This is a genomic window from Heyndrickxia faecalis (genome assembly GCF_040267745.1).
Taxonomy (GTDB): Bacteria; Bacillota; Bacilli; order Bacillales; family Bacillaceae_C; genus Weizmannia; species Weizmannia faecalis.
On the sequence record NZ_CP158453.1, the window covers coordinates 1,918,857 to 1,935,029 of the forward strand.

Genomic DNA, 16,173 nt, shown 5'->3' on the forward strand with positions numbered 1-16,173 from the left:
CCTTTGTAAGGTGTTTTTATTAATATATACCAAAAAAGCCGTTTAGACCATCTTTGTGTAAGAAAACCTGACAAAAATATACGTATTTTTCATCGGCACGTGAGATTACATAACAGCAGTCCTTTGATGTTCATTTTGGATTGCTCTTACGCGGAGTTGAGTTCTTTCCAATTTATCCATATAATAATTCAAGACTGGTTTCTCTGCAGGAATGGCGGCTTCCCGTGGCCGGCTTAAAAGCGGGACAGACAGTTTCCCGTGCGCTTCCCCGGCCGGCAGGGGTTAAAGTGCATACAGGAAAGAACGGAAAGACGGTGAATGCTTTCGCCATAACCGAAAGGGGAGTAGCACAGATGAAATCATCCAGGCTCATTTTTGCAGCAATCGTATTGATCGTCATGTTGCTCGCCTTAAATGAGTATCTGACCCATAAAGAATCGGCCCAAAAATCCGCGCAAAATAACGCTGCTGCCAAAAAACTGCTCGATGTGCCGATTATCAGGCAAATGGATGCGCCCCGCCTTTATAACGGCTGTGAAGTGACAAGCCTCGCGATGCTGCTTGTCGATAACGGTTTTCATGTGACCAAGAATCAATTGGCGGAAGAAATCAAGTATGTGCCGTTTACCTATAAAAACGGGCAGCACGGCAATCCGAACGCAGGTTTTGTCGGGAACATGGAGGATGGTCCCGGGTATGGCGTGTACCACGGCCCTGTTTTTGAACTGGCCAAAAAATATGCCGGCAAAAGAGCGGCGGATTTAACGGGACAGCCTTTTTCAAAAATCCTGGAAAATGTTGAGGAAGGGCATGCTGTCTGGGTGATTACGACAGCCCGGTTTCAGCCGGTTTCTGATTTCAAAACATGGGACACGCCCCAGGGAAGTATTAACATCACATACAGCGAACACAGTGTTGTCATTACAGGGTACGATCCAGGCCATATTTATGTGAATGACCCGTATGGAACAAAAAATAAGCAGCTTGGCCGTGAAGCATTTGAGAAAGCGTGGAAGCAGATGGGCAGCCAGGCCATTGTGATCCGGTGAACAAAAAGCCTGACGGAAAACGAGCTTCAAAGTTGTTGGATTGCCCGAAAAAGCGCAAAAAGCGGCCGCCCGTGAATGTATGCTTGTATAAGGCCCGGCATGTCCGGTTATATTATCCAAAAATGGCCCGTGTGTGTGCGTGTTGCGTTTAAACCTTGAAAGGCAGAGCGATTTTTTTATTTTCATTTCATGGCTGTTTGCGCTTTCCTTTATAATTCTTTAAGACTGTTATAAAATCAAAGTAAAGGCAGGTGCAGAGGTATGGACGGGAAAAAGATGGCCGGGGAGAAAGCAGCGGAACTCGTAGAAGATGGAATGATTGTCGGGCTTGGGACCGGCTCAACTGTTTATTACACGATAAAAAAATTAGGGGAACGGGTGCAAAGCGGCCTGCACATCACCGGTGTGCCCACCTCGCGTGCGACAGAAAAACTTGCGCGCGAATGCGGCATTCCGATAGCAGACTTGAACGACACGGCACAAATGGATGTGACCATTGACGGGGCCGATGAAGTGGACCCTTCCTTAAATGGCATTAAAGGCGGCGGCGGGGCGTTGTTGTTTGAAAAGCTGGTGGCAAAGGCATCAAAAAGAAATATCTGGGTGGTGGATTCCCGGAAAATGGTTCAACAACTTGGCGCTTTTCCGCTGCCGGTGGAAGTGGTCCCGTTCGGATACAAGCATTTGATGAAAACGTTTGAGCGGGAAGGATTAAACCCTGTCCTCCGGATGAAAGAAGGCCGGCCGTATGTAACAGACGGCGGCCACTATATCGTGGATATAAAGCTCAAATCGCCTGATATCGGCGCGTTTGGAGCCTGGCTTGATGGTTACACAGGTGTTGTTGAACACGGGCTTTTTCTCGGCATTTGCGATCTTGTTGTCATCGGGGACGGCAGCAAGGTATATACCAAGAACCGGGCGGAGGCAAAGAGCATTATTTTGTGAAAAACAGCCGTATGGGAGACCATACAGAAAATTGAATTTCGGAGGAAGATTGATGTATCGTTTATTAACCCACAATGACCTGGACGGGCTTGGCTGCGGGATTCTTGCCAGGCTTGCATTCGGCAAAGACATTGAAATCCAGTATAATTCCGTGTCCGGTTTAAATACCCAGGTTGAAGCTTTTTTGAAAAAAGAACATAAAGAAGACATGTTATGGATTACCGATTTATCGGTCAATGAAAAAAATGCGCAGCTTCTTGATGCCTATGCCGCACAGGGCGGAAAAGTGAAACTGATTGACCACCATAAAAGCGCGCTTCACTTAAATGAGCATGAATGGGCTTCTGTCCAGGTGGAGGAAGACGGCAAACAGGCAAGCGCCACTTCTTTGTTTTATCGGTATCTGCAAGCGGAAGGAAAAATCAACCCGACAGGTGCTGTTGACGCGTTTGTCGAACTTGTCCGGCAAATGGATACATGGGAATGGGAACGCAACGGGAATATGCAGGCCAAAAAATTAAATGATCTTTTCTATCTGTATCCGATCGAAGAGTTTGAAGAGATTTTGCTACATAAACTTAGCGGCAGTGAAACGTTTTCATTTGATGATTTGGAAGAAAAGATCCTCGATCTGGAAGAGAAAAAAATCGAAAGATATATAAATGGAAAAAAGCGGGAAGTCTACCAGGCTGTGATTGACGGTTATTATGCAGGCGTTATTCATGCCGAGTCGCATCATTCCGAATTGGGGAATGCCGTTGCAAAAGAATACCCGCATCTCGATTATATCGCCATTTGCATGGTCGGAAAGAAACGGATCAGTTTCAGGACGATTCATGACCATATTGACGTATCGGAAATTGCCAAAAAATACGACGGGGGCGGGCACAAAAAAGCATCGGGGGCCGTGCTGACGGAAGAGGCGTTCCGGCAGTTTGTCGTCGAAACGTTTAAAACAGAACCGCTGAAACGCGATTTTGCCCATAACCAGTCCAATATCAAAGGGCAGGAAGCGGGATGTTTATACCAAAACCGCAGCGGGGAACCGATCTTTATTTATAAAGACCCTCAAAAAGGCTGGGCGATCGAAGCAAGAGGCTTAAAGCAGTCTCCTTCTTTTTCTGCCTTTGAAGAAGCGGAAAAATTTGTAAAGCGCCAGTTCCAAGCATGGCTTACCCACGATGAGGCGTATTTGGAATATATGGACAAAAAGAAAAAAAGAAGCAAAAGTGGTTTGTAAAGCTGCCCGGTGATGCCGGGCTTTTTTTCGTGCAGGTATAGAGCCGGTTGCGGCCAATTTGCACGAAAAAAAAGCGCGGCCTGCAACTTAGGTTTGCCGGGGAAAAAGAGGCTTAAAAAAGGCGCATCCGCGTTTGGATGCGCCTTTTTCCTTAATATACAAGTGAGAATAACCCGTTAATATGGGCCAGGTAACGAATATTGCTTGCTTCTTTCATAGCGGAAGCAGGGAAGCCTTTTAATTGCGTTTGGTTTTCCCCGATAAACGCAATGGCATCTTTTCTGCCGAGGCTTGCAAGCGTACCGGAGTTGACCGGCTGGAACGTCTGCATTTTTCCGCCTTTTAAATAAGCATAAAGATTATAGCCGATCAATTCGCCCATTTGCCATGACATTTGTGCTGTTGGCGGATAAGGGCGTGCGCCTTCTGACGGGAAGACAACCGCGCTGTCGCCTGCAACAAACACATCCGGGTGGGAAGTGGATTGCAAAAAGGCGTTTACCGTTGCACGCCCGCGGTTTACTTCAATCCCGGAATTCGCAACGACACGGTTTCCTTGCACGCCGCCCGTCCAGACAAGCGTCTTCGTTTCGATTTTCTGGCCGTCTTTTAATTCCACGACATTGTCTTGGAATTTTGTAACAGGGATGCCTGTGAAAAATTGCACGCCGCGCGCTTCCAGGCTCTTCGTTGCCCGCTCAATCAGATTTGGCGCGAAGTTCGGCAAAATGGAAGGCGCCGCTTCGACACAAATAAGCGAGATTTCGGAAGGGTCGATCGCAAATTTTTTCGACCATACCGGCACCTTGTCCGCCAGCTCACCAACCAGTTCAATCCCGGTCAGGCCGCCACCGCCGACAACAAATGTGGCATCCGCTTTGTTTTTCGTTTTGACATACTGCGCAAGGCAGGACTCGATATGGGCATGAATGCGTTTCGCATCGTCCACTGATTTTAACAGAAAGCTGTTTTCTTCAAGGCCCGGAATGCCGAAGAAAGCTGTTTCGCTGCCGAGTGCGACAACGAGCACATCGTAATTCAGCTTAAAGCCGCTTCCGAGCGATACTTCTTTCGAATCAGGCGAGATTTTTGTGACTTCATCCACCTGAACGTCGACATCTTTACCTTTAAACAGTTTTCTGAGCGGAAGCGACACCCGTTTTTCAGAAACGCCGCCCGCCGCCAGACGGTGCAATTCCGTAATAATTTGATGGTCCGGCACACGGTTTACGACCGTGATCGCTGCATCGTCTTTTGACAAATATTCACGCGCTGATAACGCAGATAACAGGCCGCCATAACCGGCCCCTAAAATGACAATTTTTTTACTCATATGGATCCCCCGTTTTCATTAGTTCTCATTCACCTTACTGCTGTTTGCTGCGTTCTTCCGCGACTGCAAGATAAGACTGCAGGAAACGGAACAGCTTCTGGGCTTGCGGATCTTTCAGCAACCTCAACAGGCCGAACAATCCGATTGTGTCTGTGGACGTCTCGGCACGGTCTTTTGCTTCAATCGCAGTTTGGGCAAGCCCCTTTGCTTTTTCGGCAACGGGATCCAGAAAGCCTAGAAATCCGCCTTTAAAATCATTGACCAGCACTTTATCTGTCATAATGGATTGCGCAAAATCATAGGCTTTGTTTAACATGGTGACCAGTTCGGCCATTTTCGGCAGGCTTTCAACCAACACCGTCAAAGATTGCTGGATTTCCGGATCCAATAATTGATCCAGCAAATCTTTCTGTACGACTGCCGTTTCCGGGGTTACTTCCGGTTTTTCTTCAGGATTGCCTTTTTGAGCTGAAGTTTCTGCCATCTTCTATTTCTCCTTTTCTGATGGAATTCCCACACATATGTAGATGCAAAAAAATATACGGGTTCCCTGATTCCCCCCTCCTAATTGTGAATTTCCTCCCATAATTACGTACCAAGATTCACAAAGAAAGGTGATGAAACCTCATACATGACTAGTATATCAAATTTTCACCGTATAGAAAGTAATTTGCTTTCCATTTTCGGGGGAAATCCGCATGTAAGCTTATTTTCTGTCCCGGCTGCCTGGGTTATGCATAGCAAAATATTTTGCTTGCATTTCTGCGACTGCTGTTGTAAGATAATTAAAAATACTGAACGTGAACGAAGGAATAGTAGGCGGATCACCCTTGCATAAGAGAGCGGCACCCACAGGCTGAAAGGTGCAGCAGCAGGCGGCCTGCCGAACCTGCCTTCCGAGTCCCGGAAAACCGGGCGCAAAGTTTTGCGTTATCAAAAAAGAGCGGGGCGCAAATGTCGCCCAAAAAAGGTGGTACCGCGAAAAGCAAGGCCTTTTCGTCCTTTTTACAGGGACGGAAAGGCCTTTTTGTTTCACCTTTTTTAGAAGGAGAGAAAAGCCATGGAGAAAAACAGAGTCGTCGTAAAAATCGGAAGCAGTTCTTTAACAAATGACGCCGGTGAAATCGATGAACAGAAGTTTGCCGATCATATCGGCGCCCTTGTCGCATTGCACAAAGCCGGGCATGAGGTGGTCGTCGTTTCATCCGGCGCCGTCGCGTGCGGGTTCCGGCTGCTCGGTTACCCGGCGCGGCCCGTCACGTTAAAAGGGAAGCAGGCTGCTGCTGCTATCGGCCAGAGTGTGCTCATCCAGCGTTACAGGGAAGCGCTCGGTACTTACGGCTTAATACCGGCGCAAATTTTGTTGACCCGGAAAGATTTTTCCACAAAAGACCGGTACCATAACGCTTATTCAACGATAACAGAACTTTTGCGCCGCGGCGTCATCCCAGTTATCAATGAGAATGATTCCGTGTCGGTCTCAGAACTGACTTTCGGCGATAATGATATGCTGTCAGCGCTTGTCAGCGGGCTTGTCCACGCCGGATGCCTCATCATTTTAACGGATGTAAATGGGCTGTACAGCACGAATCCAAAATACGACCGTTGTGCGCAGCGCATTGATTTTATCGATCATATTACGCCCGAGATGATGAAAATGGCTGGAGGCGCCGGGTCGAAAGCAGGAACAGGCGGCATGTTGTCAAAGTTAAAAGCCGCAAATACAGCGGTTTCCCTCGGCGTCCGGGTGTTTATTGGAAAAGGAAAAGGGTGCGATAAACTCGTCAGGATACTCGAAGGAAAAGGGGACGGCACGTATATCGGAGCCACCCGCCCAGCTGTAAAGAGCCGGAAACAATGGATCGCGCTGTTTTCGGAAAGTGCCGGAAAAATATACATTGACCGCGGCGCGGAACAGGCTTTGCTGCAAAAAGGGAGCAGCCTGCTTCCGGCAGGCATTCAAAAAATTTCCGGCACATTCCAAAAAGGCGATGTCGTGGACGTCTACGGCGCAAAAGGGCTGCTTGGAAAAGGGGAAGTGCTTTACGGTGCAGAAGAGCTGTTGCGCGTGCTTATGAGGCCTAGCGGGCGGGCAGCAGAAGAAGTCATTCACCGCGATCATTGGGTGCCTTTAAACAGAAAGGGGCTGGGTTAAATGTCTGAAGCCGCAGAAAAAGGAAAAAAAGCGAAGAATATCAGCATGGTACTCGCCAAAAAAACAACGGAAGAAAAAAACAAAGCGCTTTTGGCGATTGCCCGTGTTTTGCTTGAGGACCGGGAAACGATCATTTTCGAAAACAAAAAAGACCTCAGGCGGGGGAGCCGGGCGGGCCTTCCGGAAAATATACTCGACAGGATGATGCTGAACGAGAAGCGGATCCATGATATGTCAGAAGCGGTCCGGCTGCTTGTGAAATTAAGAGATCCGGTCGGGGAAACGGTCGAGGAAATCAAGAAAGAAAACGGATTGCTCATCCTCAAAAAGAAAGTGCCGGTCGGTGTCATCGGCATGATTTACGAAGCGCGCCCGAATGTTACGGTCGATGCTGCCACGCTTGCGATCAAAACGGGCAATGCGGTCATTTTAAGGGGAAGCTCGTCTTCCATCTGCTCAAATCAGGCGCTCGTCTCTTCCATTCACCGCGCATTGGCGGAGACAGGCTTTCCTGAAGATGCCGTCCAGCTCATCGAAGATACAGGCAGGGAGGCGGCAACAGAAATGTTCCACCTTCGTGATTATCTTGATGTCTTAATCCCGAGAGGCGGGAAAAAGCTGATTGATACTGTTGTCCGCGAAGCTTCTGTACCGGTGATTGAAACCGGGGCGGGCAATTGCCATTTATATATTGACGAAACAGCACAGCCGGAAATGGCCGTGCGGATCGCAGTCAATGCAAAAACACAGCGCCCATCCGTCTGCAATGCTATCGAAACGCTTTTAATCCATGCGCATTGGCTCGCCCAGCACGGTGAAAAGCTGCTTAGCGCACTGGCCGAAAAAGGGGTGGAGATTTACGGAGACGAGCCGGTGCGAAAAATTTTTCCGGCTGCAAAAGAGGCGGCGGAAGAGGACTGGTATTGCGAATACCTCGCGCTTAAAATCAGCGTCAAAACGGTGGAAGATACAGATGAAGCGATCCGGCACATCAACCGTTACGGCACAAAACATTCAGAGGCGATTGTAACAGAAGACGGGGCCCGGGCGGAACATTTCATGTTCATGGTGGATGCCGCCTGTGTGTACCATAATGCGTCCACCCGCTTTACAGACGGTTTTGAGTTCGGATACGGGGCGGAAATCGGCATCAGCACCCAGAAACTGCATGCCCGCGGTCCGATGGGGTTGGATGCCTTAACGTCCACAAAATATTGGATTTACGGGAGCGGCCAAGTCAGAGAATGAATGCAAAACGGCGCGGCCAGATAGCCGCGCCGTTTTATTCATATGCTCCGGGCAATCGTTTGGTTAAAAAAACATTCCACATAATCCTGCCACAATCCCGACCACAACACAGGAGGCTGCAACAAACAGAAGGGTTTGTTTTGAAAACGACCGGCCAACCATGATCAAGGAAGGAAGGCTGATGGCCGGAAGCGTCACAAGCAGTGCGCTGGCCGGACCTGTCCCGAGCCCGAAAGCCATCATCGTCTGGACAATCGGAATTTCAGCTGCTGTCGGAATGACAAACAGCATGCCGGCAAGAGCAAGCAGGATCACCGCCGTAATGCTGTTTCCGGCATGCTGGCCGAATGCCGGAAACAACCAGAAACGGGCCGCACTTAACACAACAACCGAAAGCAAATAAGCCGGAACAAGATACAGGATCATATTTCCGGCGGCCTTTCCCCATCTTAAGAAAAAGGACCCGTTGTTTTCTCCGGCATCTGGCTCGAACTGGCGGATGTTCACCGGTTGTTCGTTTTTCACAAGCCGGCCCGCCAGCCAGCTGACCCCGAACGTCATGATAAGCCCTGCGACGATGCGGAGAAGGGTAAATTTCCATGATAATACAAAAGCCATGAAAATCAGCGTTGCCGGATTCAGCATCGGGTTACCAATCCAAAAGGCGAGTGCCGCAGGTGTGGACACTTGTTTTTTGCGCAGCCCGACTGCAATCGGTGCTGCGCAGCATGTGCACATCATGCCGGGAATGGCGCTCGCTCCGGCAATGACCGTACTTCCAAATGACGTTTTGCCGAGCACTTTAAGCAGCCATGCAGAAGGCAGGAGCACTTGCACGAGCGAACCGAGCAAAATGCCGAGCACGGCCGCTTTCCAAACAGCCTGAAAATACGCGATCACATATTGGAAGGTGCCATCCCATGAAAATGATGCCGATTTGCCCGGATCCCCGAGAATCGACGTCCCGATGGAATGCGTATGGGCGGCAAGCAAAGACTTCTCATAGTACGGCCACCATTTTACATAAAAAAGGCCGAATCCGGCAATGACGAGAAACAAAACGGCAAGCCAGGCCGCCTTTTTCCCGGATTGCTGTTCAGGTTTTGCCGTATGATTCACAACAGCCAAAGCAACAACATCTCCATTTCTATGACAGTAAAATTTATACCAATTGTTAATGATAACATAATAAGGTGAAAAAATAAATGGCGGGTGATGCCAAAGGCTGTCTCTTTTTTGGCATGGGGCTGCTGCGCTTTTTTATGCTCTTTCGTGAAAAATTTCACAAAAACTTCTGCCGAAAAAAACCCCCGGTTAAAACCGGGGGTGGGTTCAATCATTTTTTGCCCGGGTTAAAATGTCGATCAGCTTGTCTTTATTCGGATAATCGGAAGCTTCAAATAACCCGATCGTCTTTTGCACATCGTAGGAAACACGGACATTGGAAACCTGGTAATCGTGATCGCCAATTTCCACCATCGCATAAGAGGCTTTGGCGATCCCGTCAAACGGCAGACCGACACTGCCGAGATTGACAAACGTTTTGCCATCAAACGTGCGGATAAACGGCAGGTGGATGTGCGCGTATAAATAAATATCCGCGTCTTCCTGCATTAACTTCTCTTTCAACTTGCTGTTTTCACTATCCGGCGGCACATTTTCAAACAAACTGTACGGGGTGGCGTGAAATCCGTGAATTTTGATGCCGCCGTATTCGTATTTTACCTCTTCGGGGAGCTGGTGCAACGACTCCACTGCATTCTGCTCCATCCGGGAAACCGTCCAGTCCCGCTCCCGGTTCATCATTTCATAAGCCTTTTCCGGCACTTCGTTCATGCCGACACCCCTGTACACCCATTCATCAGCATTTCCTTTAATCACTTCCGTATTTAAAGCCATCACCATCTCATATGCCCGCTGTGGTTCCGGGCCGCGAAAGCAAAGATCGCCGAGGACAAAAATTTTATCGGCCCGCTTTTGTTCAATATCTTCCAGCACGGCTTCGAGCGCATGCGCATTGCCGTGAATATCGGATATAAATGCCAGTTTCAACGCGATCACCTCAAAAATTTGTTTCCTTTATTATACCATAATGGGTTGCGGGTTTATCCCGACCTGCCTGGTTTCACCACCGGGATCCGTTTTCAGCGTCCTCATTAGGCGGACGGAGCGGAAGAAAATGCATTTTGCTGCGAAGTGGTCTATAATGGTACAAGGATCAGACATGCTTTAAGAAAGGTCAGGTTGATGCAATATGGCACAATCAGAAAAAATAAAATTGACTTCACTGACAACAAAAGGCGGATGCGGATGCAAAATCGGTCCGGCGGATTTGCAGCAGGTGATGCGGACGCTGCCACCGAAGGCAGCGGATCCGAATTTGCTTGTCGGGCTCGATACGAACGATGATGCCGGCGTTTACAAGCTGACGGATGATTTGGCAATCGTGCAGACAGTCGACTTTTTTACACCGATTGTCAATGACCCTTATGCATTCGGCCAGGTGGCGGCGGCAAACGCAATTAGTGATATTTATGCCATGGGCGGTACGCCGCTAACTGCGCTGAATATTGTTGCTTTTCCGATCCATACCCTCGACAAAGCCATTCTTGCCGATATTTTAAAAGGCGCCGGTGATAAGTGCAAAGAAGCCGGGGTCACTTTAGCCGGTGGGCATTCGATTGATGACCAGGAACCTAAATTCGGGATGGCGGTGACTGGCACGATCCACCCGGCAAATATCCGCACGAATGCAGGGGCCAAACCGGGGGACAAGCTGATATTGACGAAACCGATCGGGGTCGGGATTTTGACCACTTCCATTAAACGGGATTTATTAACGGAAGAAGAGATCACACGCGTGACCAATGTCATGGCCACCTTAAATAAAAAAGCAGCTGAAATTTCCCGGGATTACACCATCCATGCTTCGACCGATGTGACCGGGTTCGGGCTTTTGGGCCATGCATCCGAAATGGCGCAGGGGAGCAAAAATGGGCTCCGTATTTACCAAGACAAAGTGCCGGTGCTGCCGCGCGTGCGTGAACTGGCGGAAGCAGGTGCTGTTCCGGGCGGCACAAAGAATAATTTTGCCCATATTGAAAATGTCGTCGACTTCCCAGAAGGCATGGACCAAATAGATAAATGGATTTTAAGTGATGCGGTCACATCAGGCGGCCTATTGCTGTCCGTTGCCGGCGATGAAGCGGAACAGCTGCTCGAAGAACTTGTAAAATCAGGGGTGGAAGCCAGCCTGATCGGTGAAGTCGTCGCGAGTCATCCCGGCCGTATCAAAGTGCAATAGTCCCATCAGGAACCATAGAAAGGCGGGAAATATTTGTTTCAAGACATTACCATTGAAGAAGCAAGAAAACGGATGGAGAAAAAGCAGCTCACATGGGTGGATGTCCGTTCCCCTTCCGAATACCGGAACGCAACGATTCCGGGGAGCGTGAATATTCCTTTATTTAATGATGAAGAACGGGCGGAAGTGGGGACGATTTATGCCCAATCCGGCAACCGCGCTGCGAAAGAACGCGGACTTGAAATTTTTTCGAAAAAGTTGCCCGGTTTTATCGAGGCTTTCCGTGAAATAGAAGGGGAAAAAGCGGTATTTTGCTGGCGCGGCGGTATGCGGAGCAAAACGGCGGCAACCGTTTTGGATCTGATGGACATCCATGCCTACCGGCTCCAGGGAGGCTACCGCGCCTACCGGAAATGGGTGACAGGTCTGCTTGAAAATATGGACTTTCATCCGGTTACGTATGTGCTGGGCGGCTATACAGGCACCGGTAAAACGTATATGCTCCGGGCGCTTGCTTCGGAAGGCTATCCGGTCCTTGACCTGGAAGGCATGGCCAATCATCGCGGCAGCATTTTCGGGGATATCGGCCTAAGCTCCCATAACCAGAAAACGTTCGATGCTTTGTTGGCAGAGCGCATTTTACAATTGAAAAATGCGCCGTATATTCTGATGGAAGCGGAAAGCAAAAGAATCGGAAAAGTAGTGGTGCCGGAATTTTTGATGGAAAACAAAGCGCGCGGCACGAAAATTATGATTGAATTGCCGGTGGAGGAACGGGTCCGCAATATTTTGGATGATTACCGGCCGTGGGAGAACAAAGAAGCGTGCATCCGTGCCTTTCAAAGCATCAAAGAACGGATTCACACGCCGGTTGCAAAAGAAATCGAGAAAGATTTACAGACTGAACGATATCATGAGGCCGTAAAATGGCTGCTCGAATATTATTATGATCCAAGATATGACCATTCGCTCGGAATAGAGGAGACAGAAAGGGTGAAAACGATCCGGGCCGGACATACCGACGAAGCGCTCGGCCAATTAAAAGAAATGTTAAAAACAGCCGGCCTTCCGTTGCACTAAAGCAATGGCAGGCCGGCTGTTTACATGTATCACTGCGGATTTATTTGGTACGCCTTATGGATTTGGCTCGCGGGTATGCCCCGGTCAGCAATGACAATCCCTGCCTGTCATGCCCGGGTAATAACCGTGCATCATTCCCGGGGACATGCCCATCCCAGCGCCCGCATATCCTGGATAACCCGGCATTTGTCCATGGCCGTAACCGGCGCCTGTGTACCCCGGGCCCATCGGCATTCCCATATGCTGACCGTACCCCGGCATGCCGTACATGCCCGGATACATCGAAGTTGCGGGATGCTGTCCCGGGTACATTTGCCCTGCCATCGGATATTGCCCTGCCAAACCGTCTGCTGCTCCCATCTGGCCCATTTGCCCCATCGGACCGTAATGCTGCATCATATCCATATCATCATCATAATAAGGCTGGCTTCCCCCGGCATAGCTGCCGAAATGCCCTAACCCCTGAGATTGCGGATAATTTCCATATGTTTGTTCCATCTCAACCCACTCCTTTTCGGTGTTCAACATTAGAGTATGTGGATCAGGGCGCATGGTTATAGACATTTGCCCCAAAAAGTGAAAAAAATGCGGGCAAAAGCCTCAAATAAAGATTTTACCGGGGTTTAAAATATGATTCGGGTCAAACAGATCCTTGATTTTCTTCATCATCCCATAAGCGGGCCCGTGTTCTTCACGCTGATATTTTGCCTTTCCAATCCCAACGCCGTGTTCGCCTGTGCAGGTACCGCCCTTTGAAAGCGCAAATGACACAATATGTTCATTTAACGCCTGTGCCTGCCGAATTTCATTTTCATTTCCCATATCGATCATTAAAATGACATGATAGTTGCCGTCGCCAACATGGCCGACAATGGCCCCGTCCATGCCCATTCTGTCAAGCGTTTTGCGCGTATCTTCAATGGCTTCGGGAAGGAAATGAAGGGGGACACAGGCATCGGTTACCATCATTTTCTTTCCCGGCGTGCCGCGGACAAAAGCGTAGGCAAGTTTATGCCGCGCATCCCAGAGCTTATGGCGCGCTTTTTCATCTTTTTCAAACATAACATTTTTGCATTGGAATTCGGCAAGGATGTCTTTCGCAAAGTTGACATCTTGTTTTAACCCGGATTCGTTCCCTGTAAATTCCAAAAATAAAGTGGGCCATTCCGGATACGATGTCCCCATAAACCGGTTTGCCTGCTGAAGCGACCGTTTGTCAACCAGTTCCATCCTTTCCATCGGGATCCCGGCTTGGCGGATCGCGACAACAGCATCAACCGCCTGCCTGACCGTTTCGAAAACGGCCCTTGCCGCAACCATTGCTTCCGGAATGCCGTATACTTTTAAAGCCAGTTCGGTAATGACGCCCAGTGTCCCTTCAGACCCGACCATGAGCCCGTTTAAATGGTAGCCCGACGATGATTTTGCGGCAAGGCTTCCGGTATGAATGACCGTTCCGTCCGCCAGTACCACTTCTAAATCATACACCTGGTCGCGCATGACCCCGTATTTAACAGAAGTGGTGCCACTGGCGTTGGTCGCGGCCATCCCTCCCAATGTTGCATCCGCCCCCGGGTCGACCGGGAAAAACAAACCATACTTTTTCAGCTCCCGGTTTAACTGCGTGCGCGTCACACCCGGCTGCACCCGGACAATAAAGTCACGGTCAAGTACTTCTACCACTTTGTTCATCCGCATCATATCAAGCGTAATCCCGCCCTGATAAGGAATGACATGGCCTTCGAGACTGGAACCGAGGCCAAAAGGAATCACCGGAATGCGGTTTTCATTGGCAAAAGCAACCACTTTCCTTACTTGCTCCACCGACTCGGGAAATACAACAGCCTGCGGCAAATGGGGTGTATGATAGGATTCGTCCCTGCTGTGCTGCTCAAGAACCGTTTCATTTCCGCTGACCAAATCCGGGCCGATCAATTCTTTCAGTTTTAAAATAAAATTTTCCAAGCTTGCCACCTCTTTATGTATATTTCTACTTTTTATAATATACGAAAAATAAAGCGCTGACAAAATTTTTGGCAGTGGAGTGCTTGAAAGGGATGCACAAATATTTACAAAAGGAAGCGTTTAATTTAAACTGTTTACTGTATATATTTAAAACAAACAGAAAAATTCGAACATGCGAGGGGGGAGCGGTTTTGAAAAGGTTTGAAAACAGGGTTGCGATTGTAACGGGTGCAAGCAGAGGGATCGGCAAAGCCGTTGCAGCCGCCTTTGCCAAAGAAGGGGCAAAAGTCTGTCTCGTCGATATCAATGAAAAGGCTTTAGAAGAAACTGTAAAGGCTCTCAAAGAAAGCGGTTACGATGTATTCGGGCAGCTGGCGGATGTGGCAAACCGCACGCAGGTGGAAGCGGTGGTTTCAGCTGTGTGCACCCGGTATGGAAAGATTGATATTCTTGTCAACAATGCAGGCGTGATCCGCGATAATCTGCTGTTTAAAATGACGGATGAAGACTGGGATACCGTCATGAATGTCCATTTGAAAGGGGCGTTCCTCTTTTCAAGGGCTGTCCAGCAAAACATGGTTGAAAATAAATACGGAAGAATCATCAATACCTCTTCCACTTCCGCGCTCGGCAACCGCGGCCAGGCAAACTACGCGGCGGCAAAAGCGGGCATTCAGGGCTTTACAAAAACGCTGGCCTTTGAACTCGGAAAGTTTGGCATTACCGCCAATGCGGTTGCGCCCGGCTTTATTGAAACCGACATGACAAAAGCGACGGCTGAGCGGCTCGGCGTTAAATTCGACGACTTTATCGCATTTAATCAATCGATGATTCCTGTCGGTCGGACAGGAAAGCCGGAAGATATTGCAAACGCGGTCCTTTTCTTTGCGATGGAAGAATCGTCGTTCGTAAACGGCCAGGTGCTCTATGTTGCCGGCGGGCCGAAAGCATAATAAGGGGGCGGGCGGATGTTTGAAGAACTGATTGGAAAACGGTCAAATCCGGTCCAAAATACGATCGAAAGGGGCGCTGTCAGAAAGTTCGCCGAAGCCATCGGTGACCCGCACCCTGTTTTTACAGATCCTGCCTTTGCGGCTGAAAAAGGGTTTAAAGCCAACATCGCACCGCCGACATTCCCGGTCACGTTTGACTACGGGATAATAGAAGGCCTGGACCTTCCGAAAGCTGGGCTCATACACGGGGAACAAAATTTCGAATATCAACGGCCGCTCTATGTCGGAGAAGCATTGCACTGCTATAGGGAAATTGAAAAATACCAGGAAAGAAAAGGAAAGCTCGGACAGATGGGTTTCTTGTTTATAAAAAGCACGGCGGAAGATAAGAATGGTGAAATCGTCATGACCGCAACCCAAACGATTATTCTTTCTGAAACGGTCCGGAAGGGGATGAAAGGATGAACCTTCGCGCGAAAAAACCCGGGGACAGCCTGGAAAGCATGGAACTCCCGCCGGTTTCAAGGTTGGACTTAATCAAGTACGCTGGTGCTTCCGGCGACTTTAATCCGATTCATACGATCGATGAAGCAGCAGAAAAAGCCGGGCTGCCCGGCATTATTGCCCACGGGATGTGGACAATGGGAAATCTCGGAAAGCTGTTTACACCGTATGTTGGCGAAGGATTCATCGAAAAATTTAGCGTGCGCTTTGCGGGCATGGTTTTTCTAGACGATCGCTTGACACTGTCGGCAACGCTGAAAGAAGCGCAAGGCGCCCGGCAAACGTATGAAGCAGTGGTGGCCAATCAAGACGGGGGAAAAGTGATCAAAGGCGAAATCGTGTTCAAAATGTACGGAGAGTAAAAAAATCCCGCCAGGTGCGGCGGGATTTTTCT

17 protein-coding genes are annotated in these 16,173 nt (G+C 49.1%); 10 read left to right on the forward strand and 7 right to left on the reverse strand.

The genetic code is table 11. From position 1 onward, the window contains the following. Positions 1–353 precede the first annotated feature (353 nt). The 3 genes from ABR335_RS09355 (at position 354) to ABR335_RS09365 (ending at position 3,237) form a co-directional block, all read left to right on the forward strand. A complete protein-coding gene (locus tag ABR335_RS09355) occupies positions 354–1,049 on the forward strand; it encodes a C39 family peptidase (RefSeq protein WP_014098245.1) in 696 nt (231 codons plus the stop codon). Positions 1,050–1,310: 261 nt separating this feature from the next. After that, positions 1,311–1,997, forward strand: a complete 687-nt coding sequence (rpiA, locus tag ABR335_RS09360; RefSeq protein ID WP_035189947.1) for a ribose-5-phosphate isomerase RpiA — start codon at positions 1,311–1,313, stop codon at positions 1,995–1,997. Positions 1,998–2,049: 52 nt separating this feature from the next. Beyond that, complete coding sequence (locus tag ABR335_RS09365; RefSeq protein WP_251459592.1) at positions 2,050–3,237, forward strand: DHH family phosphoesterase; 1,188 nt, start codon at positions 2,050–2,052, stop codon at positions 3,235–3,237. A 151-nt stretch (positions 3,238–3,388) separates the two neighbouring features. Here the strand turns inward: ABR335_RS09365 and ABR335_RS09370 are convergent, their stop codons facing one another. Together ABR335_RS09370 and ABR335_RS09375 are read right to left on the reverse strand one after the other, a co-directional pair. Further along, positions 3,389–4,570 carry an NAD(P)/FAD-dependent oxidoreductase gene (locus tag ABR335_RS09370; RefSeq protein ID WP_251459594.1) on the reverse strand — a complete coding sequence of 394 codons (1,182 nt, stop codon included), beginning with the start codon at positions 4,568–4,570 and terminating at the stop codon, positions 3,389–3,391. Positions 4,571–4,604: 34 nt separating this feature from the next. Beyond that, on the reverse strand, positions 4,605–5,054 hold the full coding sequence (locus ABR335_RS09375; protein ID WP_035184804.1) for a DUF1641 domain-containing protein: 450 nt from the start codon (positions 5,052–5,054) through the stop codon (positions 4,605–4,607). 576 nt (positions 5,055–5,630) lie between these two features. On the opposite strand from ABR335_RS09375, the gene proB reads away from it, so the two are divergent. Further along, positions 5,631–6,725 (forward strand): glutamate 5-kinase, encoded by a 1,095-nt coding sequence (gene proB / locus ABR335_RS09380; protein ID WP_179234417.1) that lies wholly within the window; start codon positions 5,631–5,633, stop codon positions 6,723–6,725. Then, positions 6,726–7,973: a glutamate-5-semialdehyde dehydrogenase gene (locus ABR335_RS09385; RefSeq protein ID WP_035184808.1), complete on the forward strand. Its 1,248-nt coding sequence runs from the start codon at positions 6,726–6,728 to the stop codon at positions 7,971–7,973. A 63-nt stretch (positions 7,974–8,036) separates the two neighbouring features. On the opposite strand, the gene ABR335_RS09390 is transcribed toward ABR335_RS09385, so the two are convergent. Genes ABR335_RS09390 through ABR335_RS09400 form a run of 3 tightly spaced genes read right to left on the reverse strand, consistent with a single transcriptional unit; the run spans position 8,037 to position 10,025 of the window. Continuing rightward, positions 8,037–9,101, reverse strand: coding sequence for a permease (locus ABR335_RS09390; RefSeq protein ID WP_251459596.1), 1,065 nt, complete (start codon positions 9,099–9,101; stop codon positions 8,037–8,039). Then, the gene (locus ABR335_RS09395) at positions 9,089–9,313 is read right to left on the reverse strand and encodes a hypothetical protein (protein WP_251459598.1); all 225 of its coding nucleotides are present in this window, start codon (positions 9,311–9,313) and stop codon (positions 9,089–9,091) included. Before ABR335_RS09395 ends, ABR335_RS09390 begins: the two co-directional genes overlap by 13 nt. Continuing rightward, positions 9,306–10,025 (reverse strand): metallophosphoesterase family protein, encoded by a 720-nt coding sequence (locus ABR335_RS09400; protein WP_013859407.1) that lies wholly within the window; start codon positions 10,023–10,025, stop codon positions 9,306–9,308. The genes ABR335_RS09395 and ABR335_RS09400 overlap by 8 nt, the downstream gene beginning before the upstream one ends. A 202-nt stretch (positions 10,026–10,227) precedes the next feature. On the opposite strand from ABR335_RS09400, the gene selD reads away from it, so the two are divergent. Both selD and mnmH read left to right on the forward strand, forming a co-directional pair. Then, the gene (gene selD / locus ABR335_RS09405; protein WP_014098252.1) at positions 10,228–11,277 is read left to right on the forward strand and encodes a selenide, water dikinase SelD; all 1,050 of its coding nucleotides are present in this window, start codon (positions 10,228–10,230) and stop codon (positions 11,275–11,277) included. Between the two features lie 33 nt (positions 11,278–11,310). Beyond that, entirely contained in the window at positions 11,311–12,357 is a 1,047-nt protein-coding gene (gene mnmH, locus ABR335_RS09410) for a tRNA 2-selenouridine(34) synthase MnmH (RefSeq protein ID WP_014098253.1), read from the forward strand. A gap of 84 nt (positions 12,358–12,441) precedes the next feature. Here mnmH and ABR335_RS09415 read toward each other — a convergent pair whose 3' ends face one another. After that, positions 12,442–12,855: a hypothetical protein gene (locus ABR335_RS09415; protein ID WP_350346143.1), complete on the reverse strand. Its 414-nt coding sequence runs from the start codon at positions 12,853–12,855 to the stop codon at positions 12,442–12,444. A gap of 102 nt (positions 12,856–12,957) precedes the next feature. Beyond that, positions 12,958–14,322, reverse strand: coding sequence for an FAD-binding oxidoreductase (locus ABR335_RS09420; protein WP_251459600.1), 1,365 nt, complete (start codon positions 14,320–14,322; stop codon positions 12,958–12,960). Positions 14,323–14,414: 92 nt separating this feature from the next. Between ABR335_RS09420 and fabG the strand changes: the two genes are divergently transcribed. From fabG to ABR335_RS09435, 3 genes are read left to right on the forward strand one after another with little or no spacing between them, the layout of a single operon-like run. Then, entirely contained in the window at positions 14,415–15,275 is an 861-nt protein-coding gene (gene fabG / locus ABR335_RS09425) for a 3-oxoacyl-ACP reductase FabG (RefSeq protein ID WP_230951731.1), read from the forward strand. A gap of 15 nt (positions 15,276–15,290) precedes the next feature. Further along, entirely contained in the window at positions 15,291–15,740 is a 450-nt protein-coding gene (locus ABR335_RS09430) for a MaoC family dehydratase N-terminal domain-containing protein (protein ID WP_017550424.1), read from the forward strand. Next, complete coding sequence (locus ABR335_RS09435) at positions 15,737–16,141, forward strand: MaoC/PaaZ C-terminal domain-containing protein (RefSeq protein WP_017550423.1); 405 nt, start codon at positions 15,737–15,739, stop codon at positions 16,139–16,141. Before ABR335_RS09430 ends, ABR335_RS09435 begins: the two co-directional genes overlap by 4 nt. Positions 16,142–16,173: the final 32 nt, after the last annotated feature.

Bases quoted from the DNA above. Each gene is read 5' to 3' on its own strand.
- fabG (WP_230951731.1), top strand. From the start codon at position 14,415: ATGCACAAATATTTACAAAAGGAAGCGTTTAATTTAAACTGTTTACTG.
- ABR335_RS09385 (WP_035184808.1), top strand. From the start codon at position 6,726: ATGTCTGAAGCCGCAGAAAAAGGAAAAAAAGCGAAGAATATCAGCATG.
- selD (WP_014098252.1), top strand. From the start codon at position 10,228: ATGGCACAATCAGAAAAAATAAAATTGACTTCACTGACAACAAAAGGC.
- ABR335_RS09375 (WP_035184804.1), bottom strand. From the start codon at position 5,054: ATGGCAGAAACTTCAGCTCAAAAAGGCAATCCTGAAGAAAAACCGGAA.
- proB (WP_179234417.1), top strand. From the start codon at position 5,631: ATGGAGAAAAACAGAGTCGTCGTAAAAATCGGAAGCAGTTCTTTAACA.
- rpiA (WP_035189947.1), top strand. From the start codon at position 1,311: ATGGACGGGAAAAAGATGGCCGGGGAGAAAGCAGCGGAACTCGTAGAA.
- ABR335_RS09430 (WP_017550424.1), top strand. From the start codon at position 15,291: ATGTTTGAAGAACTGATTGGAAAACGGTCAAATCCGGTCCAAAATACG.
- ABR335_RS09415 (WP_350346143.1), bottom strand. From the start codon at position 12,855: ATGGAACAAACATATGGAAATTATCCGCAATCTCAGGGGTTAGGGCAT.
- ABR335_RS09370 (WP_251459594.1), bottom strand. From the start codon at position 4,570: ATGAGTAAAAAAATTGTCATTTTAGGGGCCGGTTATGGCGGCCTGTTA.
- ABR335_RS09395 (WP_251459598.1), bottom strand. From the start codon at position 9,313: ATGATTGAACCCACCCCCGGTTTTAACCGGGGGTTTTTTTCGGCAGAA.
- ABR335_RS09355 (WP_014098245.1), top strand. From the start codon at position 354: ATGAAATCATCCAGGCTCATTTTTGCAGCAATCGTATTGATCGTCATG.
- ABR335_RS09365 (WP_251459592.1), top strand. From the start codon at position 2,050: ATGTATCGTTTATTAACCCACAATGACCTGGACGGGCTTGGCTGCGGG.
- ABR335_RS09435 (WP_017550423.1), top strand. From the start codon at position 15,737: ATGAACCTTCGCGCGAAAAAACCCGGGGACAGCCTGGAAAGCATGGAA.